Here is a 24161-nt window from a genome sequence, read left to right on the forward strand (position 1 = left end):
CTTTTCTGTTATTTTCTACATTGTGAGTAAAATGTCAACAACCATGTTTCACCCGATCATGCTTCTTTTCGGCATGGTCAGTGAGCACAGCCATAAAAAAAGATGGGAAAATAGGTTAAATTAGCCAGGAACAGTGAACAAAAGTAAAAACACCCGGCAGGCTTTACTGTGAATATTATTCTCCCCTTTTCCTCTGAGAACCCCTTCTATGCGAAAAAAATTCGCGCTTACCCGTGGCACACCCAAATAAAAATAATCCTCTTAATGTTATTAACCAATATATTCCGATATATTATCTGCCCATACAGGGGCATGCCTCTTGTTGGCACAGCCATTGCCTTAAGAAAGAGCTAACGATTCGGAAACGATGTAAATTGATTATGCGGAGGCAAGGGTGTGCAGTTAGTTTGGCAAATGTTTTAGGGCAATCAATGAAAGAATAAAAGGAGAACGAAGATGAAAAGATTGGTTTTAGCGGCGATGTCGGTATTGCTGGTTGCCGGCACGGCAATGGCAAAGGACTATGAGATAACCAAGAAAGCAGGCGATTACACCGTGGCGGTAAAAATGGACAGGAATCCTCCCATTACCGGCGATAACAACCTGTCCGTTGCCATCAAGGATGCATCTGGCGCAGAAGTCAAGGATGCCAAAGTGGCGGTGGAGTATTCCATGGCCGCCATGCCCGGGATGCCGGCCGTTCGAGTCAAGACAGATACGGAATTGAAGGGCAGCGAGTATAAGGCAAAACTTAACTTCTCCATGGCCGGAGGCTGGAGCATTGCCACCCGGATAACCCGCGGCGGCAAGACAGCCCAAGCCAAATTCAGTGTTGATGTGAGGTAGGAAAATGCGCTTTCCCCTTATCGGTTTGTCCATCTTCTTCCTTACTGCCACTCAGGCTTTCGCCGCAGAAGAGGTTTTGAAACTCCCGGAGCTGATCCGGGAGGCATTACAGAACAACCCGGAAATCCATATTGCAGAGGCGCGGGCCAACGGTTCGACGCACAAGATCCCCCAGGCGCTGAGCCTTGCCGATCCGATGGTGATGGTGGGCTATGAGAATGAGGGTACGGACAACCTTTATACCTTCGGCGGAGAGACCAAAGGGATGCCCGCCGATTCCCGCTGGATGTTTTCCGTGTCTCAGATGTTTCCCTATCCGGGGAAGCTTGCGCTGAAGGGGGAAATGGCAACGCGCGATATGGAAAGCCTGAAGGCGATGGCTGCGGCAACAAGGCTGGCGACGGAGGTCAGGGTCAAGGAACTCTACCATGACCTCTATCTGGCCTACACCAATATTGGCCTCTTCCAGGACCAGGCGGCGCTCTTTTCCCGGGTGGAAGATGCGGCCCTTGCACGCTACGCCGCGGGCATGGCGCCGCAGCAGGAGGTATTGATGGCCCAGACGGAGAAGTATATGCTCATAGAACGGGAAGAGATGGAGAAGCAGAAGATCGAGTCCCTGAAGGCGATGCTGAACGCCTCTTTGGGAAGGGATGCGCTCGCGCCGCTCGGCAGACCTGAAAAGCCGCAAGCTGTTCTCAAACCGTACCGCCTGGAGGAACTGATTAAACTATCTCACGAGCGCTATCCGATGATCAAGGCGAAAGAAAAGATGGCCGACGCCGCCGAGGCGAAGGTTCTTATGGCAAAAAAGGAATACTATCCGGATTTTACAATCGGAACCAGTTACTTTGCCCGCAGCTCCCAATTCCCGGACATGTGGAATCTGACGGCAACGATCAATGTCCCCATCTTCTACAAGACAAAACAGCGGGAGGGGGTTCTGGAGGCCGAGATGGCCCTTTTGGAGGCCAGGAGGAATGTGGAAGCGACCAAGCTGATGGTTTCATCCGCACTGCGGGACAATTATTCCATGTTGAAAACAGCGGAAAATCTGATCGCGCTTTACCGGGATGGCTTGATTCCCAAGGCCTACCAGGGTTTCGAGCTCGCCCTCTCTGGTTATGTGACCGGGAAAATTGAAGCAATCACCGTTATTACCAGGCTGAAATCGCTGATTGATTATGAATTATTATCATCGCGGCAGTTTGCCGAAAGGGAAAAGGCCGCGGCAAGGCTGGAAGGGCTCGCGGCGATCACGGACTATGGGGTGGACGTAAAATGAAAAAAAGAGTCATCATTATCGGTGTTATCTGCCTGCTCGTCTTTGTTGCCGGCGCTTTCTCGTATCGCTACCGCACTGAACTGAAAAACGAGGCGGCGCGGATCGGCCTTTTCAAGGAGGCGGCGCCCTCCGCCCCGCCGGAAACAAAGGCGGCCCTGGAAGAGGCAAAGCAGCCGGAGGAAACTCCCACGGTCGAAATCCCCACGGACAAGCAGCAAATGATCGGCGTCCGAACCGTCAAGGCCGCAATCCAACCGCTGAACCGGGTCATCCGGACCGTGGGCCGCATCGAGTATGATGAACGAAAACTGGCGACCGTTAATACCAAGATCGAGGGGTGGATAGAGAAGCTCCACGTCGATTATACGGGACGTTATGTGAAAAAAGGGGAGCCGCTGGTGGAAATCTACAGCCCGGAGCTGGTGGCAACGCAGCAGGAGTTTTTAAATGTCCTGCGCTGGGCAGGTCAGGGTCAATCCGTCAAGGATGAGCGCACGTCCCTGCTGCTTGTCAAAGACGCGCAGGCCATGCTGGAGGCGGCAAAAGAACGGCTCCGGCTTTGGGATATCAGCGATGAACAGATCAAAAAGATCGAGACGACTGGCAAGCCGATCAGAACGCTTACCATCTACACCCCCGTTTCCGGCTACATCCTCCAGAAGATGGCCGTTCAGGGGATGCGCGTCATGCCGGGAGAAAAACTCTTCGATGTAGTCGATCTTTCCAGCGTTTGGATCGTCGCGGACATCTACGAGTATGAATTGCCGCTGATCAAGGTGGGGCAGCCGGCCCGGATCGGCCTCAGCTATTTCCCAGGGCAGGAGTTCTCCTCCCGTGTGGATTATGTCTATCCCGCTCTGGCCAGTGAGACGAGAACCGCCAAGGTGAGATTTACGATCCCCAACCCCAAAGGCGCCCTGAAACCCCAGATGTTCACCAGCGTCGAGATCAAGATCAACCTCGGCAGCCGGCTCGCCGTGCCCGCCGAAGCTGTCATCGATACGGGGGCAAGGCAGATCGTCTATGTGGACAAGGGCGAGGGGTATTTCGAACCGCGTGAGGTTTCGACCGGCCTCAAGGTTGATGAACTCGTTGAGATAACGGGCGGGATCAAGGCGGGCGAGAAGGTGGCTTCCTCGGCCAACTTCCTGATCGACTCGGAGGCCCAGTTGAAGGGCGTTGCCCCTCTGCCGATGAAAAGAAAATAAGCCGGGTTTTAAGTTTTGAGGCAATAGTTTTAAGTTTGAGGATATTATGATCGCTAAAATCATCGATTACAGTGCGCGCAACCGGTTCATCGTCTTTCTTCTGGTGGCGGCGCTGGCCCTCTGGGGATACTGGGCCCTGACGAAGACCCCGCTGGACGCCATTCCCGACCTGAGCGATACGCAGGTCATCATCTATACGGAGTGGCAGGGCCGGAGCCCCGATCTGGTGGAAGACCAGATCACCTACCCCATCACGTCCACGCTGCTTGCGGCGCCGAAGGTCCAGTTCGTCCGCGGCTTCTCCTTTCTCGGAAGTTCTTTTATCTACGTCATCTTCGACGAAGGGACGGACATCTACTGGGCAAGAAGCCGGGTTCTGGAATACCTCCAGGCGGTAAAGGCCAAGATACCCGCCGATGTCAATCCCGTTTTGGGTCCCGATGCCACGGCGGTCGGCTGGGGATTTTCCTACGCGCTGGTCGATAAGACAGGCGGTCACGACCTGGCCGAGCTCCGCACCATCCAGGACTATAACGTAAAGCTCGCCATCGAAAGCGTCCCGGGCGTCTCCCAGGTGGCAAGCCTCGGCGGATTTGTCAAACAGTACCAGATCACGATCGATCCGAACCGGCTTCTGGCCTACAACATCCCGCTTATGGCGGTAATGGAGGCGGTAAAGAAGAGCAACCGCGACGTGGAAGGCCGGGTTCTGGAGTTCTCCGGAATCGAATACATGATCCGGGGACGAGGTTACCTCAAGGATCTGAAGGATCTGGCGGAAATCGCGGTCACTACCGACGGCAGGGGAACGCCGGTGCTGCTGAAGGATGTGGCCGACATCCGGCTTGGACCAGAGATCAGGAGAGGACTTGCGGAAATTGACGGCCAGGGCGAAGTTGCTGCCGGCATCGTCGTGGTGAGGTTTGGCGAAAACGTGCTCCATGTCATCGAGCGGGTGAAGGAGAGGATTAAAAAGGATATCGTCCCCAGTCTGCCTAAAGGGGTGGAGATCGTCACTACCTACGACCGCTCCGACCTGATCAAGCGCTCCATCGATACATTGAAAGAGGAAATCATCAAGCTGTCGATCGCGGTCAGCGTGGTCTGCATCGTCTTTCTTTTCCATCTGCCGAGCGCGCTTGTGGTCATCCTCACGCTGCCCCTGGCCATCCTGATCTCCTTTATCTGCATGTTTTATCTGGGACTTACCTCCAACATCATGAGCTTGAGCGGGATCGCGATCGCGATCGGCGCGATGGTGGACGCCTCGATCATCATGGTGGAAAACGCCCATAAAAAGCTGGAGGAGTGGGAGGCGGCAGGCAGGCCCGGAAACCGGACGGATGTGATCATCGAGGCTGCCAAGGAGGTCGGTCCCTCCCTCTTCTTCGCGCTTCTGGTCATCAGCGTCGGGTTTCTGCCCGTTTTCACGCTGCAGGCACAGGCGGGAAGGCTCTTCAAGCCGCTGGCCTACACAAAGACCTTTGCGATGCTTTTTTCCTCCTTCCTGGCGGTTACTCTGACCCCGGTTTTGATGACCCTCTTTGTCCGGGGGAAGATACGATCTGAAGACAGAAACCCGGTCAGCATTGTCCTCCGCAGGCTTTACGAACCGGTGGCGGCCGTTTCGCTACGCTTCCGAAAAATCGTAATCGTCATCGCCTTGCTCGTCATGGCGATAACCGCCTACCCTTTTATGAAGCTGGGGTCGGAATTCATGCCGCCGCTTTACGAAGGGACGCTTTTCTACATGCCCGTGACAGTGCCGGCGGCGGGAATAACGGAAGTCTCCAAGTTACTGCAACTGCAGGACCGGTTGTTGAAGAAGTTCCCGGAAGTGGCCCAGGTTTTCGGCAAGGCCGGTCGGGCCGAAACGGCCACCGACCCGGCGCCGCTCGAGATGTTCGAGACGGTCATAAACCTGAAGCCGGAAGCCCAGTGGCGGCCGGGCATGACCCTGGAGACCCTGAAAAACGAGATGAACGACGCCCTCTCTATCCCTGGGGTGGCCAATTCCTTCACGATGCCCATCAAGGCGCGGACTGACATGCTCTCTACCGGCATCCGGACGCCCGTTGGGATCAAGGTGCTGGGGCCGAATCTCGATGAATTGGAGCGGATCGGCAAAGAGATCGAAACGGTGGTGAAGGATATCCCCGGCACCCGAAGCGCCTATGCCGAACGGGCTACGACCGGATATTTCCTCGATTTCAACATCAAGCGCGCCGAGATTGCCCGTTACGGCTTGAGCGTGGATGATGTGCAGGAGATTGTCCAGACAGCCGTAGGGGGAATGAACCTGACCACTACCGTGGAGGGCCGGCAACGTTATCCCGTCAATGTGAGGTATGCGCGGGAACTGAGGAATGATGTGGAAAAGCTCAAGCGGGTGCTGGTGCCTGTCAAGATGGGCGCTCCCGCTTCCGGCAGTGGAATGGGGACGGGCAGCCCCTCTGACGGCGGCGCCCGCCCTCTGCTGCAGGTGCCAATCGGACAACTGGCGGACATCCGGATCATCAAAGGCCCGACAGCCATCAAGAGCGAAGAGGGACTTCTTTCGCTGTATGTCTATGTGGATTTTTTCGGCCGGGACGTGGGCGGATACGTGGACGAGGCGAAGCAAAAGGTCGCCTCCCTGAAGATCCCCGACGGCTACCGGCTGGAGTGGAGCGGCGAATACGAGTATATGGTAAAGATGCACGAAAGGCTGAAAATGGTTGTGCCGCTGACGGCCCTGATCATTTTCATCCTGATCTTTCTGAACACCAAAAGCATCACGAAAACAATGATTGTCCTTATGGCCGTGCCGTTTTCGCTGGTCGGATCATTCTGGCTCCTCTATATACTCGGTTACAACATGAGTATCGCCGTCTGGGTCGGCATCATCGCCCTTGCGGGGCTGGATGCGGAAACGGGCGTCGTCATGCTCCTCTACCTCGACCTTGCCCATGAGAAGTGGCGCAAGGAAGGGAAATTGAATAGCCTGCAGGATCTCAAGGAGTCGGTCATGTTCGGCGCCGTCAAGCGCATCCGGCCCAAAATTATGACGGTCAGCGTCATCCTGGCCGGCCTGATCCCCATCATGTTCAGCCACGGCGCCGGGGCCGATGTTATGAAGCGGATCGCCGCGCCGATGGTCGGAGGCGTGGTCACCTCCACCATCCTCGAACTGGTGATCTATCCCGCCATCTACATGATCTGGCGCGGCAGGGAGTTCAAAACGAAGGAATAGATCACCCTGCATAAAGAGGCAAGCCGCTCCTTGGTAATATTTTGATAAGGGCCTGTCCACAAATAACCTGTGCAAGATTGCGCTCAGATTTGGGTTGGATTTGGTTGCGGCGATTGAACAAAACCGCAGACGTAGCAGCGCTACGTTTTGGATTTTGTGATTGAGCCACAGCCAAAGATGGCCCAAAGATGAGATGCAAGATGTTCAGGTTATTTGTGGACAGGCCCTAAGACGTTCAAACGGGGAAAAGCCAGTCCTGGAATCGCGGATCGCGGCCCGACGCTATCGCCTGCATCCTTGCGGCGATCATGCGCGTAACCGGACCGGGCGCTGCCGGAAGGATGCGGTCTCCCACCCGGCTTACGGGCAGAACCCGGTGAACCGTTCCGGAGAAGAAGATCTCATCGGCTTCGTTCAGCAAACCCTCTTGCAGGGCGCCGGCAAAGGTCTCGATACCCATCGCCTTCGCCGCCGCCAGGATTGACTTGCGGGTTATGCCCTGGAGAATGTGGCCGATATTGGGGGTGAGCAGACGCCCTTCGCGCACCAGGAAGATCGACTCCGTGCCGCCCTCCGCGATGTTTCCCTCCAAATCGAGCATAATCGCGTAAGCGAACCCGAGATTTTTGGCTTCCGTTCGGGCAACGAGGCCATTGAGATAGTTGGCGGCCGCCTTCGCCTCAATCGGCACGGTGCGCGGATCAAGCCGCCGCCAGCGGGAGACAAAGGCGGTCACGCATTCATTTTCCGCCAGAGGCTTTTCTCCAAAATCGCCGTCGGGATCCAAAACAAAAATTGCCAGATGCAGCGGCTTTTGCGGGGGCAAAAGCGAAAACGAGGGCTCCGGATAAAAACCGATTATTTTTATCGCCCCCGCCTGCAGCGTGTTGCGGCGAACCGTTTCTTTGATCGCCTCGTGCAACTCTGCCACGGAAAGGGGAAGCGTCATCTCCAGCGCTAAAGCCGAGCGCAGAAAGCGGGCGACATGCTCGTCCAAGCGAAAAATCGCCCGGCCCTTCGTCGTTTCGCCGAAGGCAAGCACATCGAAAATCGCCGAGCCCCTCCCCACACTGTGACTAAGGATGGGGAGCGTCGCCTCGCCCGCCGCAACAAAGGCTCCATCCAGATAAACAATACGATTTTCCAGCATCTTCATTCTCTTCTAACCGCCACGGAGACGGCGAGGCTCTGCAAATTCTCCGAGAACAAGGCAAATCGCTGCTCCAATAACCCCGGCAGCTCTTCCGGCGCGAACGGCAACATTGTAAAGAGATGTTTTTCCAGCTCCACAGACCTCCGCCAAAGCCTGCTTAGCAACTCCCGGCGCTCCGACGTCCCGCCGTACCTCTCCAGAATATAGTCCATCCGCTCCGCAAGCGAGGCAACCCTGTCATGGAGCACGCGTTTGTCGGCGTAATTGACCACTTCCGCCTCGGTTGGGTTCGCTGAGAGAAAATAGCTTTCGAGAAAAACGTGCTGGCCGATTATCCGGCCGACCTCGGGATACCCTTTTTCGGCAATCAGCAGTTCCCCGGTTCTGGCGTGATCCTCTTTGGTCTGCAAACTTCTTGTCTTCGTTATGTCATGAAGGAGCGCTGCCGCGCCGAGCAGATCCCTGTTCAGCCCGCTTTTCAGAAGATTATCCGCGATAAACAAAGAAACCCGTTGCACCTGCAAAGAGTGAGCGATCATGTTTTCCAGCATCCCCGCCTCAGAAATTATTTCCATGCATACCGCTTCTGAAGGGATGGCGATTGGCCTTGCTTTCATAGGCTCGCTTCATAGCAGATCGGCGGCCGGATAGCCATAGAATTTAAGAGGCCTCCAGAAGAAAAGGGAATGCAAAAATCACCTTGACATAAGCTTGCAACTCCCCCTATTATCGGCTGCAAAAGAGATTGGCAGATGGCGCCGATTCACAATCACCCTTTGAGGAGGAAAAAATGAAAGTAACCGTTACCGAAAAATGCATGGGAGACAGAAACTGCAATAAATTATGCCCGGAGGTTTTCGAGTACAATGAGGACGAACTGAAATCGACCATAAAATTGGACCCGATCCCGGATAAATATAAGGATGTGGTGCGACAGGCCGCAAAAGATTGCGGGGCCGACGCGATTGAAATCGCAGATTAATGTTCACAAATCGAAGATTAATGTTCACAAATCGCAGATTAGTGTTTATAAATCGCAGACTAAGTTCATAAATCTTAGATTTTATAACGACGGGCGGACACTCCTGCTGATTTATCGCAAGGAGAGACTTTGAACCTTCTGTCCTTCGCGCTATTGCGGGGGGCGGAGCGACGAATCAATCTCAAAAGTTATTTAATATTTAAGGGATTGTTTTTCAAAGGTTTTCAGGAGGAAAATGCGACATGGCAAAATTCAGGGAAAGCAAAACAGCAAAGAATCTGCTTCTTGCCTTTGCCGGCGAATCGCAGGCAAGAAACCGCTATACCTACTTCGCCCGGGCCGCGCGGCTGGATGGCTATATGCAGATAGCTGATATATTTGAAGAAACAGCTAATCAGGAATGTGAACACGCCTTTCGGTTCTTTAAATTCTTCAATGGTGGGGAGATGGAGATTAGCGGCAGTTTTCCTACCGGCGTCGTTAAAACAACCTATGAAAACCTGCTTGCCGCGGCCGAGGGGGAACACTTTGAGCATGCCGAATTGTATCCAGGGTTTGCCCAAATCGCCCGCGCCGAAGGGTTTGACCGCGCCGCCGAGACCTGGGAGGCGATCTGCGTCTCGGAAAAGCAGCACGAAAAGAGATATCGAGAGCTGGCCGCCAACATCAAGGCGGACAGGGTTTTCAAACGCGACCGGCCCGTAGTCTGGCGCTGCCGGAACTGCGGCTACCTGCACACCGGAGAGGAAGCGCCCCTCCAATGCCCCGCCTGCGCCCAGCTCCAGGAGCAATTCGAACTGCTGGGAGAAAACTGGTAGAAAGAGACCGCTGCGCCCGCTTACTATCGCTGGCCGGATACGGTGGGAAATGGAAAAGGGACAGATTTGTTTATTGATAATAATAAATCTGCCCCCTTTTCTTAATATGTTCTTCGCAATTATCTTAGTCACTGGGGGTTAAAAAAACCATACGGCGAGAGCTTTATTGAATATCTACCCTTCTTTTTATTTCCGGCGTCATTTCGATATCATCCGGCCACGGCCGTTTATGGCCGTCGACGGGACCTTTTTGGGTTGCGTCGATGGTGATATTCGTTTCGGCAATCGTAATATCCCGCGCGGGATCAACATTATTGAACGCCTTCCAGAGTAGCAGCGAATCGTCCGCGAGGTCTATCGCGGCATCGTAGAGGACAAATATTTCCCCACCCCGGAACTCCCGGGCAAGCAGATCGAGATAGGAGCGGGAAGATTGCCCTTTTTCCTTATCGATGGTTGCCGCTATGAGCCGTCTTTTACACCCGGGAAAGAATACCCTCAATCCGGTAAAGCCGCCCTCTTTTTCTTGGAGCCGCAGCAGCAGATCCGCGTCACCTTCAGGGGAAATTGATGAAAAATCAAGACATTCCGTTAATCGCTCCCCTTCGCCGGCAATGCGGACGGTCGCATCGATCGCGATTTTCGCTCCCAGCAGAGGATTATCCGCGGAGTGGTCGAGGACATCGAGAATGCCACTGGCAATAGTCACATCTGAAGAGAAATCTATTATATTGAGGATATGCTCAAAGAGTCGCCGACCGTCTGCCAAAAGCGATTGATCGTCAATGATGACCAGCGCCTTGGCAAAGCTCATCTGGCCGCTTCCCCACAGGCCGTAGGCGATCTTGGCGGCGTGCCCCGGATACTCCTTTTCGATGGCGACAACGGCAATGCTATGAAAAACGCCCTCCCAGGGAAGCAGATAATCCTTTATTTCCGGCATGACCGTCTGGAGCAGCGGCAGAAAAAGACGCTCCGTCGTATAGGCAAGATAGCAATCCTCCATGGGCGGACGTCCCACCACCGTCGCGCTGTAAACGGGATTTTTCCGGTGGGTGATCGCCGTCAGATGAAATACCGGGTAGAGATCGGCGGCGGAGTAGTAGCCCGTATGATCGCCGAACGGCCCTTCGAGCCGTGTTTCTGCAGGATCGACATAGCCCTCGAGGATAAACTCCGCCTCCGCCGGCACGTCGATATCTACGGTAACCCCTTTGACGAGGACAACCGGGCTCCGCCGGATAAAGCCGGCCAGCATCATTTCATCCACCCCTCGCGGCAGGGGCGCCGTCGCCGCATAGGTAACAGCGGGATCCGTGCCGACGGCGACGGCAACCTCCATCCGGCGGCCGGCCTTTTGGTATTCAAGGAACTGGTGCGATCCGTCCTTGTGGATATGCCAGTGCATCCCGGTTGTTTTCCCATCATACATCTGCATCCGGTACATCCCGACATTCCTCCTGCCATCTCCCAGCCCCTTCGTAAAGACAACTGGGAGCGTAATGAACCTCCCCCCATCCTTTGGCCAGCATTGAAGAATCGGCAGCTTCGTCAGATCGATCTCATCCCCCGTAAGGACAACCTCCTGACAGGGCGGCACCTTCAGCTTTTTTGTCCTCGGGATGAATTTAGCCCAGGACAGCGCTTTCGGGATCATCCCGATCTTTGCGAGCATTGACTTCGGCGGCGCCTGTTTGATGATCCCGGCCAGCCTTGCGGCAAGCTCCTGCGGGGTTGACTCGAAGGCCAGGGCAATCCTTCGATAACTGCCGAAGGCGTTCGTGACAACCGGGAACGCCGAACCTGCAACCTTTTCAAAGAAAAGCGCCTTCCCGCCGCCTGCGGATTTGGACATCCGGTCGGTTATCTCCGTTATCTCCAAAAGTGGAGAAACCGTATCCCTGATCCGGAACAATTCCCCTTCTTTCTCAAGCCGGGCGATGAACTCGCCAAGATTTTTATAACCCATCGCGTTTACCCACTTTCAAATGAAACCCTAATGATGGAGCGCGTCCCTCCAGTAAATTGAGCATTATTATTGCTTCATAATATAGTCCCCAGGAAAATCGCCGCCAGCACGAGCAGCGAAATAACGCTGTTGACATTGAAAAAGGCGATGTCAATTTTGGAAAGGTCGCCGGGATTGACAAGCCGGTGCTCTACAATAAAAAGAATCCCAATAACGGCAACGAATACAAGGTAGATATGGTTCAACGAAAACAGCCAGTAGAGACCCGCGAGCGACAGTACGCTTGCCGCATGCAGCAGCCCCGAGATGATCATAGCCTTTCTGACGCCGAAATAAACCGGGATGGAATAAAGACCCTGCTTGCGATCAAATTCAACATCCTGACAGGCGTAAAGAATATCAAAACCGGCGATGTAGGTCATAAGCGCCAGACTCAGCACCGAGATCGCCCCGGGCATTTTCCCGGTTGCCGCCACCCAGACGGCCATCGGGGCAATCCCGATGGCAACTCCCAGAAACAGGTGGGCAATCCAGGTAAATCTTTTCGTATAGGAATAGGCAAAAACAAACGCCAGCACCGGGAAGGAAAGCCAGAAACATAAAATGGAAAGCGCCCCGGAAGCAATGATGAAAACCAGGCTGGAAAAAAAGGTAAAGAAGGCGGCCTCCCGCTTGGAAATGGCGCCCCGGGGAATCTCCCGGATGGCGGTGCGCGGATTCTTTGCATCCAGTTCGGCATCGGCGATGCGGTTGAACCCCATCGCGGCCGACCGGGCTGCCGCCATCGCAATTACAATCCAAAATACGGTTTTAAGAGCGAGCGGCCTCGTCGCCTGCACCAGGACAACCGCGGAAAGGGCAAACGGCAGGGCGAAGATCGTATGGGAAAATTTTATCATCCGTGAATAAACCACGGCTTGGGAGAATATTTTCATCGCTGACTAAACCTTGCTGCTGTTATTGGCAGCCACTTTGACCCATTCCTGTCGCTCCGGGCTACTTGCCTTAGGCAGAGCAGGCAAGACCAGATACTCGAAAAAACGCAACTGGACATCGCGGAACCGCTCGATGTTTTTTATGATGGCGCTTCTTTGGTCATGCTCCGGGGTATCGGAAACAAATTTGAAGATAAAGCAGCCCAGACCAAAACGGCGGGCGGTCTGGACAAGGGCGGCCCCCTCCATATCGACGAGATCGGCAAGCCCAGCGACCCCTTTTCTCTCTTCCGCCGTCCGCAGCGGCCGATCCTGAGTGGCAAGCGATGCCATGGCAAAGCCTTCCAGAACATCAGGAACGTGCTCCATAAAGACACCTGTCTGGAGATCAGGCCGATCCGACTCGATTACTTTACTTATATGGTAGAGCGCGCCCAATTCGCCTTTCTCGTCCAAGGCCCCGGCGGCGCCGATATTGCAGATCAGATAAGGCCGAAAGCCCTGAATAAGCCAGGTGGCTGCCATCGCGGCATTGACCTTGCCTATTCCGGATATGACCAGCGCCATCCTTGAATCCTTAAAGATCCGAAACGGCGAACTGGCTATTTCGGCAAGCGCCAGCCCTCTGATCAGGGGCGCCGCCTCCGTCATCGTCGCCATTACCAGGCCTGTTAAAGGAGTTTCCAGCGCTCTGCCCTCTCTTTCAGGACGGATATGGCGTCATTGCCCGCGGAACCGAGAGACAGCGTAAAATCATTGACATACAGTGCGATGTGCTCTGCCGTTACCTTATCGTCCAGCTCCTGGGCATGCTCTTTGATAAAATCCTGTCCCACTGCGGGGTGTTTCCGCGCATGAAGGACCGAATCGCGAATGAGGGCGGCAACGGCCTCCTGATGGGAAGCCATGTCGCGGCGGATAGCTATGCAGCCCAGCGGAATCGGCAGCCCCGTTTCCTGCTCCCACCACTCTCCCAGGTCAATCAAGGAGGAGCAGTTGTACCTTTGATAGACGAATCGCCCCTCATGAATGATCAGTCCCGCGTCAAACCGGCCGGCGGCAATGCCGGGGAGTATCTCGTCAAATCTCGCAAACTCCACCTTTGCCTGCCCCGCACCGCCCATCCAGAGCTGCAAGAGCAGATAAGCGGTCGTGTAACGTCCGGGGACAGCGATACGTGCGCCTTCGAGTGACTTGAAAGAAGTCCCGGCGACCAGGAGCGGCCCGCAGCCATAGCCGAGGGCCGCCCCCGAATCCAGCAGCAGATAGCGCTCGCCCAGAAGCAGATACGCATAAAACGATAGCTTTGTAACCTGCCAGCCACCGGAAAAGGCCTTCCCATTGAGCTCCTCCACGTCCGCAATCCGGGGATGAAAGAGATAGGGGGTTGCGTCTATTCTCCTGTTGACAAGCGCATCGAAGATAAACGTATCGTTCGGGCAGGGTGAAAAACCGATGTCAAGTTCTATTGTTTCGCTCATGCAAATGACCTGATCTGCCGGTAATCCGAATCCCTCTGGATGGGAATCCGTCCGGCATCCCTGATGATGTCGATCATCTCGTCCATGCTGGTTTTGTTTTTCAGCCCCGTCGCCCCTACCACCACCTCTTCGGTAAGCACCCCGCCCATGTCATTTGCCCCCATCGTCAGGGCGATCTGCGCCATTTTCATCCCCTCGGTCAGCCAGCCGGCCTGGATATAGCGGACATTGTCGAGAAAAATGCGGGCAATGGCGACGATCCGCAGGTAGTCCATTCCGGTGGCCGCAGCAACATTTTCCATCCGCGTCTGGGCTGGTGAAAAAGACCAGGGGATAAAAGCCCGAATCATGCCGGTACGATCCTGCAGCCCCCGGATGACGCTCAGATGCGCGATCCGCTCCGCATGGGTTTCTCCCAACCCGTAGGTCATCGTCGCGCTTGATTTCAGGCCGTAACGATGCAGGGATTCCATTGTCTCCACCCACTCCCCGACAGAAATTTTCCGGGGACTGACCAGCTTGCGCACCCTCTCCACAAGGATGTCGGAGGCGCCGGGAACAGAATCGAGGCCCGCCTCCTTCAGGACTTCTATAACATGATCAACGGAAAATCCCGAACGGCGGGCGGCGTACACGAGCTCCGCAGGCGAGAAGGAGTGGAGAGTCACCCTGGGGAAACGGTTTTTGATCGCTCGCACCATCGCGGTCAAGTCATCCAATGCATAGCGAGGATTGAGCCCCCCCTGCAGCATCACCTGCGTGCCTCCGCTTTCAACCAGTTCTGCAACTTTGTTCAGAATCCCTTCATTCGTGAGTTCATAAGGCTCTATTTGACCAGCCCGGGCGTGGAAAGCACAAAAATTGCATTCGGCTTCGCAGACATTGGTAAAATTTATAATCCGATCGATGATGAATCCGACCACATCGCCGGGCGCTGCAAGCCGCGTCCGGAAGTCGGCCGCCATGCCCAACTCAAGGATATTCCAGTCAAAAAGGCTCAAGGCCTCTTCCTCACTGATCCGCTTTTCCGCATATATCTTTTCATTCAGCTCATTCATGCCGTGCCCCTACGCCACGCCCGTTGTTATTCTTTCAACGGCCTCAGGAAAGCCTCTCCTGCTGTTTTCTTAAGCAATCCCATTTCCGCGGCGCTTTGCAGATAAAAGGAAAACGCCTCCCGCAAAGAAGGGGTAAAATTGTATTTCAATACCCGGTAGTAGGCATCAATATCGTAGTGAACCAGCGGGTATCTTTCCGCGGCCCTCTGGATCACCGTCTCGCGCTTCTCAGCGAGCAGCGCCAGTGATTTTCTGTAGGAGTCCACAACTGCGGCCACGACAGCGGAATTTTTCTCCAGCAGCCCTTTATTGACGGCAAAAACGGCAAAAACCACGGGGTGACCAGTTTTCCTCATCCATAAATCCCCCAGATCGTAAGTATAGGGCGCCATCTCCCCCATCATCGCCTCATTACCGATAATCAGCGCCGCATCAACGCCCGCGTCTTTAAGCGAGGGATTGGGGGTGGTCGGAACATACCGGGGCTCTATCCGGTAATACCGGGAAAGGAGTATTTTCAGAATAATCACCGAAGTCTTGGAAGCGCTGGTCAGACCGACCCGTTTATTATCCAGATCCTCGATCGGCATGCTGCTCGAAAGGATCACCGAATGGACATAGCCGACGGAGCTGAGGCAAAAATCGGGCAAAAGCAATACCCTGTCGGCCAGTTCCGGATACATCGCGGCGGAGACCGGGCTCATGTCCAGTTTCTCTTCCGCCATCATCCGGTTGAGCTCGCTGGGGTAACCTGGAACTACCTCTACACCGGCAAGCGGCTCCCTTTCAAACATCTGATAATAAAACGGGTAGCAGTTCAAATAATCTATATAGCCGAGTTTCATCAGCTTTTCCTTTCCTGATAGTTAGCCGCCGCCCGGCGAGGCCTGAACCCTGAAGATTCAATAAGTTTTCTCAAGCTCGCCTCACTGCCGACATTGGACGTCTTTGCCCCGGCGGCATGAACAACCTTTTCATAATGATAGGTTCCTCCCAGATCATCAACCCCGAAATGCAGCAGCATCTGCGCCATCTTGTCGCCAAGATACATCCACAGCGCCTTCAAATGGGGGACGTTGGCAAGAAAAATGCGGCTGGCGGCAAACAGGCGGACATCGCCGAAGCCGGTGGTTTGAGAGCGCCGGGCGCGGATACCGGTGTTGGATTCGTGAAAGGGGAGCGGGACAAAGGTCTTGAAGCCGCCGGTCTCATCCTGAAGGGCGCGGAGCTTGGATAGGTGAGCGACGATATCTTCCGGGGTTTCCAGATGGTTGTAAAGCAGCGTCGCATTCGTCTTCAGACCAAGCGAATGGGCAATCCGCATCACCTCTATCCAGCGCGTGCCCGGGATCTTCAACGGCGCGACCTTCTTTCTTACCCGGGGGGAGAAGACCTCCGCTCCTCCGCCGGGGAGCGCGCCCAAGCCGGCGCTCTGGAAGCGTGTGAGCACCTCTTCCACGGAAATACCGTTAAGGCGCGCAAAATAATCGTATTCAACGGCGGTAAATGCCGCGATAAAAATTTCCGGATTAATCGCTTTGATCCGCCTTAGCATCTGCTCGAAATACTCTATCTTCAGGGCCGGATTCAGCCCGCCCACAATATGCACCTCGTCGATGCCGAAGGAGTTTGCCGCGCGCACCCTTTCTTCGATCTCATCAAGCGAAAATGTGTATGCGTCCGGGTCTTTATCCCCCCGCGAAAAGGCGCACAAGGGGCAGCGCAATTCGCAGACATTGGTGTAATTGAGATTCATGTTGACTTCATAATAGGCGGCATCGCCGTTGATCTTCCGTCTCAAGTAATCGGCAATTACCCCCAGCTCGAGAATATCGCTGGTTCCAAGCATGTAAAGGGCATCGGCTTCCGTCACCGGAACATCACTCGCCACCTTTTCGGCGATCGAATGGAGCTCCCTGTTTTTTATCATGCTCACAAAATTTGCACTCATGCGACTCTCCATACTCCGGTTGACGGTTGACGGTTTCCGGTTGTCGGTTGTCGGTTGACGGTTGACGGTTGACGGTTGTCGGTTGACGGTTTGTATTTAGTAGAAGAACTCATATTTCACCAACTGTGAACCGGAAACTGTGAACTGTGAACCGGAAACCGTGAACCGTGAACTGTGAACCGTGAACTGTGAACCGTGAACTGTGAACCCCTATCCTATCGCCCATGTCGTGGAATCGGACGAATCCTGAATAACGACGCCCATGCCGGCCAGCTCTTTGCGCATCTCGTCGGCCTTCTGCCAATCCTTTGCCGACCGGGCCTCTCTGCGCTTTACGATCAGACCTTCAATCGCGGCAACGTCCAGACCCCGTTTTTTTGCCTCCCGCAGCCGGTCCTCACGGAAATAGGCTTCCGGATCCTCAAGAAAAATCCCCAGCACCTTCCCCACTTCCAGCAGGATATCCCGCATCTGCATGGCAAAGACCGGCGAAACGAGCTTTTTCTTATCGGCAAGATAGGCGTTAACCGCCCGCACGGCGTCAAAGAGGTGGCCAATGGCCCGCGCCGTGTTGAAATCATCGTCCATCGCCTCGATAAAGAGCTCCCTGAGCCCCTCCTCATCTTCAACAACAAGTGCCCCTCCCGACACAGCTTCAAACCCCTTTTCCGGCGCAATCTCCTGCAGCGCCTTCAGCGTCGCGTAAAAGCGGTTCATCCCCTGCCGCGCCTCATTGAGGGCGGCATCGGAAAAATCAACCGGACTCCGGTAATGACTCTGCAACAGGAAAAACCGGAGCACTTCGGGATGATACTGTTCGAGAATGTCCCGGATCGTAAAAAAATTACCCAGTGATTTTGACATCTTTTCACTGTTCACCCGGACAAAGCCATTGTGCATCCAGTAGCGGGCGAAGGTCTTGCCGGTTGCCCCTTCCGATTGGGCAAGCTCGTTTTCGTGGTGGGGAAAGATCAAATCCTCCCCTCCCCCATGAATGTCAAACGTTTCGCCGAGATAGCGCTGGCTCATCACCGAACATTCAAGGTGCCAGCCTGGACGTCCCTTGCCCCAAGGGCTGTCCCACCATGGCTCTCCCTCCTTGCTTGCCTTCCAGAGGGTAAAATCAAACGGATTTCTCTTCTTTTCGTTCACATCAACACGAGCGCCGGCAGTCATTTCTTCGAGATTCCGGCCGGAGAGCTTCCCGTATTCCGGAAACGCCTCTACGGAATAATAAACATCGCCCTCGCTTGAGTAGGCCAATCCCTTTTCCATCAGGGTGGAAACAAGGCTGATCATTCCCTCAATGTTCTCGGTAGCCCGGGGGGTGAAGGTGGGGGGAACAACCCGTAGTTTCTGCATATCCTCGTCGTGCTCAAGGATATAACGCTCGGCGATCTCACGGATATCGCTTCCTTCCCGGTTCGCCTTGTCGATAATCTTGTCGTCCACGTCGGTGAAGTTCTTTACATAGGTTGCCTCATAGCCGCGGTAGCGCAGATAGCGGGTTATCACATCAAAAACGACCGCCGAGCGGGCGTGGCCGACATGGCACAGATCGTAAGCCGTGATCCCGCAGACGTAAATCCCCACCTTGCCAGACTTGAGCGGCTGGAACTCCTCCTTTTTGCGCGACTGGGTGTTATATATTTTCAGACTCATCTCTCCTCCTGCTTTTCACGGGTACAGGCCTGACTTGGGCAGGCCGCTTCCTTCCGGAAGATTGCACATCAGATTCATGTTCTGGATCGCCTGACCGGAGGCGCCTTTGATCAGGTTATCGATTACGGAAACAACGACAAGCCGGTTTGTCCTCTTGTCAACGGTCACCCCGATATCGCAGAAATTGGAGCCGGCAACGGAGGAGATGTTGGGGAACTGACCGGCGCGGCAGATCCGGACAAAAGGTTCCTTTTCGTAAAACCCCCGATAAAGGGCCGCTGCCTCTTCAGCGCTGATCTCTTTTGCGAGTTTTGCATAGATGGTGCTGAGAATCCCCCGCTTCAACGGCAGCAGGTGCGGCGTAAAGGAGATCGTCAGCGGCTGGCCGGCAAGACAGCTCAATTCCTGTTCCATCTCCGGGGTATGACGATGCCCGCCAACCTTATAGGCCTTGAATCCCCCCGCAACCTCGCAAAACAGGGAGGCGATCTGCGGCTCCCGGCCGGAGCCGCTTACCCCTGATTTGGAATCGGCGATGACCGATGACGGGTCAAGCAGATGGGAACGCAAAGCCGGCGCCAGGCCGAGAATAACGCTGGTCGGATAACATCCGGGGTTGGCAAGAAGCTTGGCGCCACGGATATCTTCCCGATAAAGCTCGGGAAGCCCGTAAACCGCCTCGGGGATCAGCCCCGCCGCCGAATGCTTACGATACCATGCCTCATAGACAGCCACATCGCGAATTCGGAAATCCGCGCTTAAGTCAATTACCTTCTTGCCCGCCTTCAGGAAAATGGGGGCAAGCTCCATCGAAGCTCCGTGCGGCAGGGCCAGAAAGACCACGTCGCAGTTCTTCGCCAATGCCTCCGGCGAATCGTTTGTGTAAACAAGCTCCGTTTGCCCAGCCAGCGCCGGATAAACATCGGCAAGGGAAACCCCGGCAAACCTCCGGGAGGTTATTGAGACCACCTTTGCCCCGGGATGGTTAAGCAACAGTCTCGCCAGCTCCTGACCGGTGTAGCCGCTACCGCCGTAGATACATACCCTGATCACCTTTTCTGCCTCCCTTTTCTATCTGTTCGTTTCAATCACCGTCCGCGGCTCACCAATTGCGCGCCGTTTTTCGCCATTTTCACCCCAAAAAAAAGGGAGGCGATCAGCCTCCCTGCGGGATTTATCTCTTGGAGAACTGGAAGCGTTTCCGGGCCCCCGGTTGTCCATACTTCTTTCTTTCCTTAATTCGGGAATCCCGCGTCAGGAAGCCCGCCTTCTTCAAGGCAGCCCTTAATTCCGGGTCATACTCGAGAAGCGCCTTTGACACTCCATGCTTCACAGCGCCCGCCTGACCGGCGATTCCGCCACCCTCAACACTGATATTGAAAGAAAACAAGCCCTTTTTCCCTGTTATCTCAAGCGGCTGCTGGATAAGCATCTTCAGGCTCTCCCGCGTGAAATAATCGTCAAAATTTCGTTTGTTTACCGTCCAGCTTCCGGTACCTTCCTTCATATAGACCCTGGCAATGGCGCTCTTTCTTTTTCCCGTTGCGTAATAACTTTTTTCCGTCATATACATCTCCCCTGTACTTTCTCCGAACAGACCATTACGTAGCAAAAATTATAACTCAAGTATTCGTGGACACTGCGCTTCGTGAGGATGATCACCGCCGGCGTAGATCTTGAGCTTCTTCATCATGGCACGCCCCAGCGTGTTCTTCGGCAGCATTCCCCTGACCGCCGCCCGGATCAGCTCTTCGGGCTTCTCCTTGAGCATCTTCCCCGCCGCGGTCGCCTTAATTCCTCCCGGATAGCCGGAATGATGATAATAAATCTTGTCGGTAAGCTTCTTGCCGGTAAGGGCCACATTGCCGGCATTTACGACAATCACGAAATCACCGGTATCGGTATAGGGGGTATAAACCGGTTTGTGCTTCCCCCGCAGACGTGCGGCTATCTCGCTTGCCATCCGGCCCAGAATCTTGCCTCCGGCGTCCACGAGGTACCAGTCTCGCTGAACTTCTCCCTGTTTTGCCTGATATGTCTTCATTACTTCTCCATCTACGCACGAATTTGAAAGGTGGAAACTACGCAAATTGTCGCTGTTTGTCAAGCAAAAACTTGCATAATGTCTTAATCAATTGCGCCCCCCCAACCCCAGCAGGGAAAAATATGCCATCACGCTCCGGTCGTTATAGCGATCGGCAACGGTTAACTCCACAGCCCAGCACTGTTTCTGATACCTCAACCCCACGGTGGATTCGACTGTCGTACGCTCGAGCTGATTTTGTCTGATGATATAGTAGACATCAAGGGAAGAAAAAAGTTTCGCCCTAACGGCAAGGTTTATCTCTTCGAGTATGTCCCGGGTATAGCGATAACCAACCGAGACCGAATCGCCGCGCTTGTCGGATAATGCCAAATCGTAGTTGTTCTGCACTATCCTCCCGGAATTGACGTCAAATTTATTACGGGTGGACAGTGAGAAATAGCGAAAAGGCGACATATCCAGCTCCAGATCGATAGTGCCGAAAGGACGGATTTCCCTTTGTCCTCCCCCCTCGTCCCTTCTTGCCTCCCTGATATCGTACGCCTGGCTTACCTTCAGCCGCATCAGCTCCCGGTAGCTGGTTCCCCCATCCTTTTCCTTCATCCTCGCGGTAACAAAGCTGACCATTCCATATCTCAGGCTATGGTAATCCGCAACACGATCGAGAAAGTCGGGAATATTTTCCGATGCGCCCGGGGCATAAGTGTAGGTGATTTCCGGCTTTATGACATGCCGGAGTTTTTCCAGCGTTTGGCCCCCTGTTTCATAGACGCGGCCAAACTCGGTGGACAGCGTTGTCCCCATTGTCAATAAACCGCGCTGGCCGTTTTTTTCCAATCCGTCTGTCAGGGAATCGGAACGCTCCCAGACATCGCCCCGGAAGCCGGTCCATGACGTCATTTTCAGATACTTCCCCAGATTGACGGGGAAAAAGAGGGTCGGGCTCAGTTCCCCAAGATGCCCCCGCTGACCATCCTGACTGAAAAAATAATCATAGCCGCCGGTAAATTCCATCTGCAGCGGGCTGTCGAAAAGGGGCCGCCGAAACCCCGTCAGGATCGCCTCAGGATATTTCTGCAGCGTCAGGTTGTTGTCCGGCGAGGAAAAATCGTCGGTATAACGGGCAAGCGCCGTCAGGTTGTAGAGGGGCCAATCCTTTGTCATTCGTACGGTGGAATTCAGATATCCGAGTGATTCATCCCCCGGGAAGGAAACGCGCCGGAATCGCTCCTCCCCGCTTGGCGAGTAATGTTCCGCGTAGTAGTTGAAGGTGGAAAAGTCGCGAAAGTACCAGTGGTCAGAAACCCTGTTGATGTCAGCCCTGATGTTTAAACCATTCGCCAGGGCTGCTTCATGGTTGAAATAATAGGACCAGCGGTTCCGGTCATCCTGCCAATCGCGGCTGATCGTCCCGGCTGTCTCGGCGATCGTTTTACGGTCGCGGATCAAATCACCATAAAAAACGCCGGAGGAATTGGGGTTGATGAAATAGCGGAGTTCCAACCCCTCCTTGAAACCCCTTTTCTCCATGTAGCGCTGGTAAAAGGTCGCGTCGGCGCCCTCGGAAATGGCCCAGAAAAAAGGGATTTCCACATCCAGCCCGTTCTTGTCGAGTGAGTATGAGAAACGGGGGAATAAAAATCCTGTCTGGCGAGTGGTTTTTGCGGGAAAGATCAGCCAGGGCAGATATAAAATCGGGATGTCGCGGACAAGGAACCGTCCCTGTTTGAGCGTTCCGTAACCATCAACAGTAACATCCACCTCTTTGCCGGTTATTCTCCAGTCCGGGCAGCTCCCGTCACAGGTTGTAAACGACCCTTTTTCGACCCGGTAGTTGGCCTCCGTTTTTTTTTCAATCCGCTCGCCCTGAATGTAAATATGGTTCTCGGCAATAAACATCCCTCCTTCTTCCACCGTTCCGGTCCGGGAGCCAATATTGAAGGAAACCTTCTCCCCGTTGAGGATGTCCTGGTCGTTTTTGAGCTCCACGTGGCCTGCGGCATGGGCAAGATTCGCCGAGCGATTGAATGTTACCGAATCGGCCTTGAGATAGCCCCCGGAAAAGGTTATCTTCACCTTTCCCGTCGCGTGAAACGAGTCATCATCGCCGTTATAGGCAATCGAATCGGCCTCGATTGCAACCGGTCCATCGCCCAAATCCTTTTCGAACGCCAAGAGAGGAGAGATCCCCAGGCAGAGCAAAAGGATAATTGTCAGTGAAAAAAAAATATCGGGTCGTCGCACAGCAGTTTCTCTCTTTGCGCTTCAGCTTTTCTTTCCTTGGTAAATCTTCTTGATTTCCCCCACAAGGTAGAGGGACCCGGCCACGCAGATCAGGTCTTCCTTCTGGGCGAGAAAAAAAGCCTGCCGCAGGGCCTCGCCAGGATTTTGGACCACCTCAACATTTCCGCTGAATTCGGAAGCAACGGGCAAGAACGCCTCAAGGTCAAGCGCCCGCTCGCACGGCGGACGTGTAATGATTATCCGGTCGGCAAGGGGGAAAAGCCTTTTGGCCATCATCCGATAGTTTTTATCCCCCAAAACCCCGAAAACGAGTATCAGCTTCCGGTAGTGGAAATCATTGGCAAGGGCGCGACACAGTGTAGCTACTCCCGCTGAATTGTGCGCTCCGTCAACGACAACTTCCGGCGAGCGTCCGAGAACTTCCAGGCGGCCTTCCCACTTGGCATCGCTGAGCCCTCTGCGCACAGCCTCTTCCGGAACGGCAAACCCGGCGCCGACCTCCCCAACCATTTCAATGACGCCCAGCGCCAGCGCGGCGTTGGCAAGTTGATGCGCCCCGGTGAAGGGGCACTTCAGACCCTTGTAGTTTTTCTTGATCCCCCGGTAGGAAAAGACGCCGTCCCCCTTGAGGACAGTGCGGAACTCCTTCCCCAGCCGGTAGAGGCTGGCATTTTTTTCCTGACAGATCCCCGCTAACACTTTCAGAACGGACGGCTGACGGACCGCAGTAAGGCAGATTCCCCTGTTTTTTATAACTCCGCCTTTTTCGCAAGCTATTTGTTCCAGAGTGCTGCCCAGATATTCCTCGTGTTCGCGGGAGATATTGGTGATGACGGAAACGAGGGGGTTTATAACATTCGTGGCGTCCAGTCTTCCCCCCATGCCCACCTCAAGCACAGCAATATCGATTTTCTGCTGCTGAAAATACAAAAACGCCATGGCGGTAATAAACTCAAAATAACTGACCGTTTCGACGACGCTTTTTTGAACGGTTTGCAGGCAGGCGACGGCCGCTTGTTGGCTTATCATCTCGCCATCGATGCGAATCCGCTCGCGAAATTCAATCAAATCAGGAGAGGTGTAAAGCCCTGTCCGGAAGCCGGCAGCAGACAGCATTGAAGCGGTCATGGCCGCGACAGAACCTTTACCATTGGTGCCGGCAATGATCACCGCCGGGCAGGCATCCTGGGGATTGCCCAGCCGCTCCAGCAGCGCTTTGATCTGTTCAAGCCCCAGACGAATGCCCATGGGGTTCAGGGCTTTCAAATAGGAGAGCGACTCTGTATAGGTCAT

The 24161-nt window shown here is 54.5% G+C and carries 21 protein-coding genes; 6 read left to right on the forward strand and 15 right to left on the reverse strand.

The window, feature by feature from the left end; all coding sequences use genetic code 11:
• Window positions 1-456 precede the first annotated feature (456 nt).
• Genes M0P74_03760 through M0P74_03775 form a run of 4 tightly spaced genes read left to right on the forward strand, consistent with a single transcriptional unit; the run spans window position 457 to window position 6571 of the window.
• Complete coding sequence (locus tag M0P74_03760; GenBank protein MCK9362707.1) at window positions 457-846, forward strand: FixH family protein; 390 nt, start codon at window positions 457-459, stop codon at window positions 844-846.
• 4 nt (window positions 847-850) lie between these two features.
• Complete coding sequence (locus tag M0P74_03765) at window positions 851-2131, forward strand: TolC family protein (GenBank protein ID MCK9362708.1); 1281 nt, start codon at window positions 851-853, stop codon at window positions 2129-2131.
• The gene (locus M0P74_03770) at window positions 2128-3339 is read left to right on the forward strand and encodes an efflux RND transporter periplasmic adaptor subunit (GenBank protein MCK9362709.1); all 1212 of its coding nucleotides are present in this window, start codon (window positions 2128-2130) and stop codon (window positions 3337-3339) included. The genes M0P74_03765 and M0P74_03770 overlap by 4 nt, the downstream gene beginning before the upstream one ends.
• Window positions 3340-3385: 46 nt before the next feature.
• On the forward strand, window positions 3386-6571 hold the full coding sequence (locus tag M0P74_03775) for a CusA/CzcA family heavy metal efflux RND transporter (GenBank protein ID MCK9362710.1): 3186 nt from the start codon (window positions 3386-3388) through the stop codon (window positions 6569-6571).
• A gap of 235 nt (window positions 6572-6806) precedes the next feature.
• Here M0P74_03775 and M0P74_03780 read toward each other — a convergent pair whose 3' ends face one another.
• A complete protein-coding gene (locus M0P74_03780; GenBank protein ID MCK9362711.1) occupies window positions 6807-7721 on the reverse strand; it encodes an aminotransferase class IV in 915 nt (304 codons plus the stop codon).
• A 2-nt stretch (window positions 7722-7723) separates the two neighbouring features.
• Window positions 7724-8341 carry an HD domain-containing protein gene (locus M0P74_03785; GenBank protein ID MCK9362712.1) on the reverse strand — a complete coding sequence of 206 codons (618 nt, stop codon included), beginning with the start codon at window positions 8339-8341 and terminating at the stop codon, window positions 7724-7726.
• A 173-nt stretch (window positions 8342-8514) separates the two neighbouring features.
• On the opposite strand from M0P74_03785, the gene M0P74_03790 reads away from it, so the two are divergent.
• Together M0P74_03790 and M0P74_03795 are read left to right on the forward strand one after the other, a co-directional pair.
• The gene (locus tag M0P74_03790; GenBank protein MCK9362713.1) at window positions 8515-8706 is read left to right on the forward strand and encodes a ferredoxin; all 192 of its coding nucleotides are present in this window, start codon (window positions 8515-8517) and stop codon (window positions 8704-8706) included.
• Between the two features lie 242 nt (window positions 8707-8948).
• A complete protein-coding gene (locus M0P74_03795; GenBank protein MCK9362714.1) occupies window positions 8949-9524 on the forward strand; it encodes a rubrerythrin family protein in 576 nt (191 codons plus the stop codon).
• Between the two features lie 163 nt (window positions 9525-9687).
• On the opposite strand, the gene M0P74_03800 is transcribed toward M0P74_03795, so the two are convergent.
• From M0P74_03800 to M0P74_03860, 13 genes are all read right to left on the reverse strand, one after another.
• Window positions 9688-11493, reverse strand: coding sequence for a menaquinone biosynthesis decarboxylase (locus M0P74_03800; protein MCK9362715.1), 1806 nt, complete (start codon window positions 11491-11493; stop codon window positions 9688-9690).
• 74 nt (window positions 11494-11567) lie between these two features.
• Entirely contained in the window at window positions 11568-12428 is an 861-nt protein-coding gene (ubiA, locus tag M0P74_03805) for a putative 4-hydroxybenzoate polyprenyltransferase (protein MCK9362716.1), read from the reverse strand.
• 6 nt (window positions 12429-12434) lie between these two features.
• Window positions 12435-13088 (reverse strand): hypothetical protein, encoded by a 654-nt coding sequence (locus M0P74_03810; GenBank protein MCK9362717.1) that lies wholly within the window; start codon window positions 13086-13088, stop codon window positions 12435-12437.
• A gap of 11 nt (window positions 13089-13099) precedes the next feature.
• Window positions 13100-13909, reverse strand: a complete 810-nt coding sequence (locus tag M0P74_03815; protein MCK9362718.1) for a 1,4-dihydroxy-6-naphthoate synthase — start codon at window positions 13907-13909, stop codon at window positions 13100-13102.
• Window positions 13906-14967: a CofH family radical SAM protein gene (locus M0P74_03820; GenBank protein MCK9362719.1), complete on the reverse strand. Its 1062-nt coding sequence runs from the start codon at window positions 14965-14967 to the stop codon at window positions 13906-13908. Before M0P74_03820 ends, M0P74_03815 begins: the two co-directional genes overlap by 4 nt.
• Before the next feature lie 26 nt (window positions 14968-14993).
• A complete protein-coding gene (locus tag M0P74_03825; protein ID MCK9362720.1) occupies window positions 14994-15812 on the reverse strand; it encodes a menaquinone biosynthesis protein in 819 nt (272 codons plus the stop codon).
• A complete protein-coding gene (locus M0P74_03830; GenBank protein ID MCK9362721.1) occupies window positions 15812-16918 on the reverse strand; it encodes a CofH family radical SAM protein in 1107 nt (368 codons plus the stop codon). Before M0P74_03830 ends, M0P74_03825 begins: the two co-directional genes overlap by 1 nt.
• Before the next feature lie 210 nt (window positions 16919-17128).
• Entirely contained in the window at window positions 17129-18580 is a 1452-nt protein-coding gene (cysS, locus tag M0P74_03835; protein ID MCK9362722.1) for a cysteine--tRNA ligase, read from the reverse strand.
• Between the two features lie 15 nt (window positions 18581-18595).
• A complete protein-coding gene (gene argC, locus M0P74_03840) occupies window positions 18596-19633 on the reverse strand; it encodes an N-acetyl-gamma-glutamyl-phosphate reductase (protein ID MCK9362723.1) in 1038 nt (345 codons plus the stop codon).
• Between the two features lie 121 nt (window positions 19634-19754).
• Window positions 19755-20147, reverse strand: coding sequence for a 30S ribosomal protein S9 (gene rpsI / locus M0P74_03845; protein ID MCK9362724.1), 393 nt, complete (start codon window positions 20145-20147; stop codon window positions 19755-19757).
• Window positions 20148-20195: 48 nt separating this feature from the next.
• Entirely contained in the window at window positions 20196-20624 is a 429-nt protein-coding gene (rplM, locus tag M0P74_03850; GenBank protein MCK9362725.1) for a 50S ribosomal protein L13, read from the reverse strand.
• Window positions 20625-20711: 87 nt separating this feature from the next.
• The gene (gene lptD / locus M0P74_03855; GenBank protein ID MCK9362726.1) at window positions 20712-22799 is read right to left on the reverse strand and encodes an LPS assembly protein LptD; all 2088 of its coding nucleotides are present in this window, start codon (window positions 22797-22799) and stop codon (window positions 20712-20714) included.
• Between the two features lie 90 nt (window positions 22800-22889).
• On the reverse strand, window positions 22890-24161 hold the full coding sequence (locus M0P74_03860; GenBank protein ID MCK9362727.1) for a bifunctional folylpolyglutamate synthase/dihydrofolate synthase: 1272 nt from the start codon (window positions 24159-24161) through the stop codon (window positions 22890-22892).

It is taken from the genome of Syntrophales bacterium, assembly GCA_023229765.1.
GTDB lineage: Bacteria > Desulfobacterota > Syntrophia > Syntrophales > UBA5619 > DYTH01.

Coding starts and splice junctions, on each gene's coding strand:
- M0P74_03820 (MCK9362719.1), bottom strand. CDS start 14,967: ATGAATGAGCTGAATGAAAAGATATATGCGGAAAAGCGGATCAGTGAG.
- M0P74_03780 (MCK9362711.1), bottom strand. CDS start 7,721: ATGCTGGAAAATCGTATTGTTTATCTGGATGGAGCCTTTGTTGCGGCG.
- M0P74_03860 (MCK9362727.1), bottom strand. CDS start 24,161: ATGACCTATACAGAGTCGCTCTCCTATTTGAAAGCCCTGAACCCCATG.
- rplM (MCK9362725.1), bottom strand. CDS start 20,624: ATGAAGACATATCAGGCAAAACAGGGAGAAGTTCAGCGAGACTGGTAC.
- rpsI (MCK9362724.1), bottom strand. CDS start 20,147: ATGACGGAAAAAAGTTATTACGCAACGGGAAAAAGAAAGAGCGCCATT.
- M0P74_03775 (MCK9362710.1), top strand. CDS start 3,386: ATGATCGCTAAAATCATCGATTACAGTGCGCGCAACCGGTTCATCGTC.
- M0P74_03770 (MCK9362709.1), top strand. CDS start 2,128: ATGAAAAAAAGAGTCATCATTATCGGTGTTATCTGCCTGCTCGTCTTT.
- M0P74_03810 (MCK9362717.1), bottom strand. CDS start 13,088: ATGGCGACGATGACGGAGGCGGCGCCCCTGATCAGAGGGCTGGCGCTT.
- ubiA (MCK9362716.1), bottom strand. CDS start 12,428: ATGAAAATATTCTCCCAAGCCGTGGTTTATTCACGGATGATAAAATTT.
- M0P74_03800 (MCK9362715.1), bottom strand. CDS start 11,493: ATGGGTTATAAAAATCTTGGCGAGTTCATCGCCCGGCTTGAGAAAGAA.
- cysS (MCK9362722.1), bottom strand. CDS start 18,580: ATGAGTCTGAAAATATATAACACCCAGTCGCGCAAAAAGGAGGAGTTC.
- M0P74_03825 (MCK9362720.1), bottom strand. CDS start 15,812: ATGAAACTCGGCTATATAGATTATTTGAACTGCTACCCGTTTTATTAT.
- M0P74_03790 (MCK9362713.1), top strand. CDS start 8,515: ATGAAAGTAACCGTTACCGAAAAATGCATGGGAGACAGAAACTGCAAT.
- M0P74_03760 (MCK9362707.1), top strand. CDS start 457: ATGAAAAGATTGGTTTTAGCGGCGATGTCGGTATTGCTGGTTGCCGGC.
- M0P74_03765 (MCK9362708.1), top strand. CDS start 851: ATGCGCTTTCCCCTTATCGGTTTGTCCATCTTCTTCCTTACTGCCACT.
- M0P74_03785 (MCK9362712.1), bottom strand. CDS start 8,341: ATGAAAGCAAGGCCAATCGCCATCCCTTCAGAAGCGGTATGCATGGAA.
- M0P74_03815 (MCK9362718.1), bottom strand. CDS start 13,909: ATGAGCGAAACAATAGAACTTGACATCGGTTTTTCACCCTGCCCGAAC.
- M0P74_03830 (MCK9362721.1), bottom strand. CDS start 16,918: ATGAGTGCAAATTTTGTGAGCATGATAAAAAACAGGGAGCTCCATTCG.
- M0P74_03795 (MCK9362714.1), top strand. CDS start 8,949: ATGGCAAAATTCAGGGAAAGCAAAACAGCAAAGAATCTGCTTCTTGCC.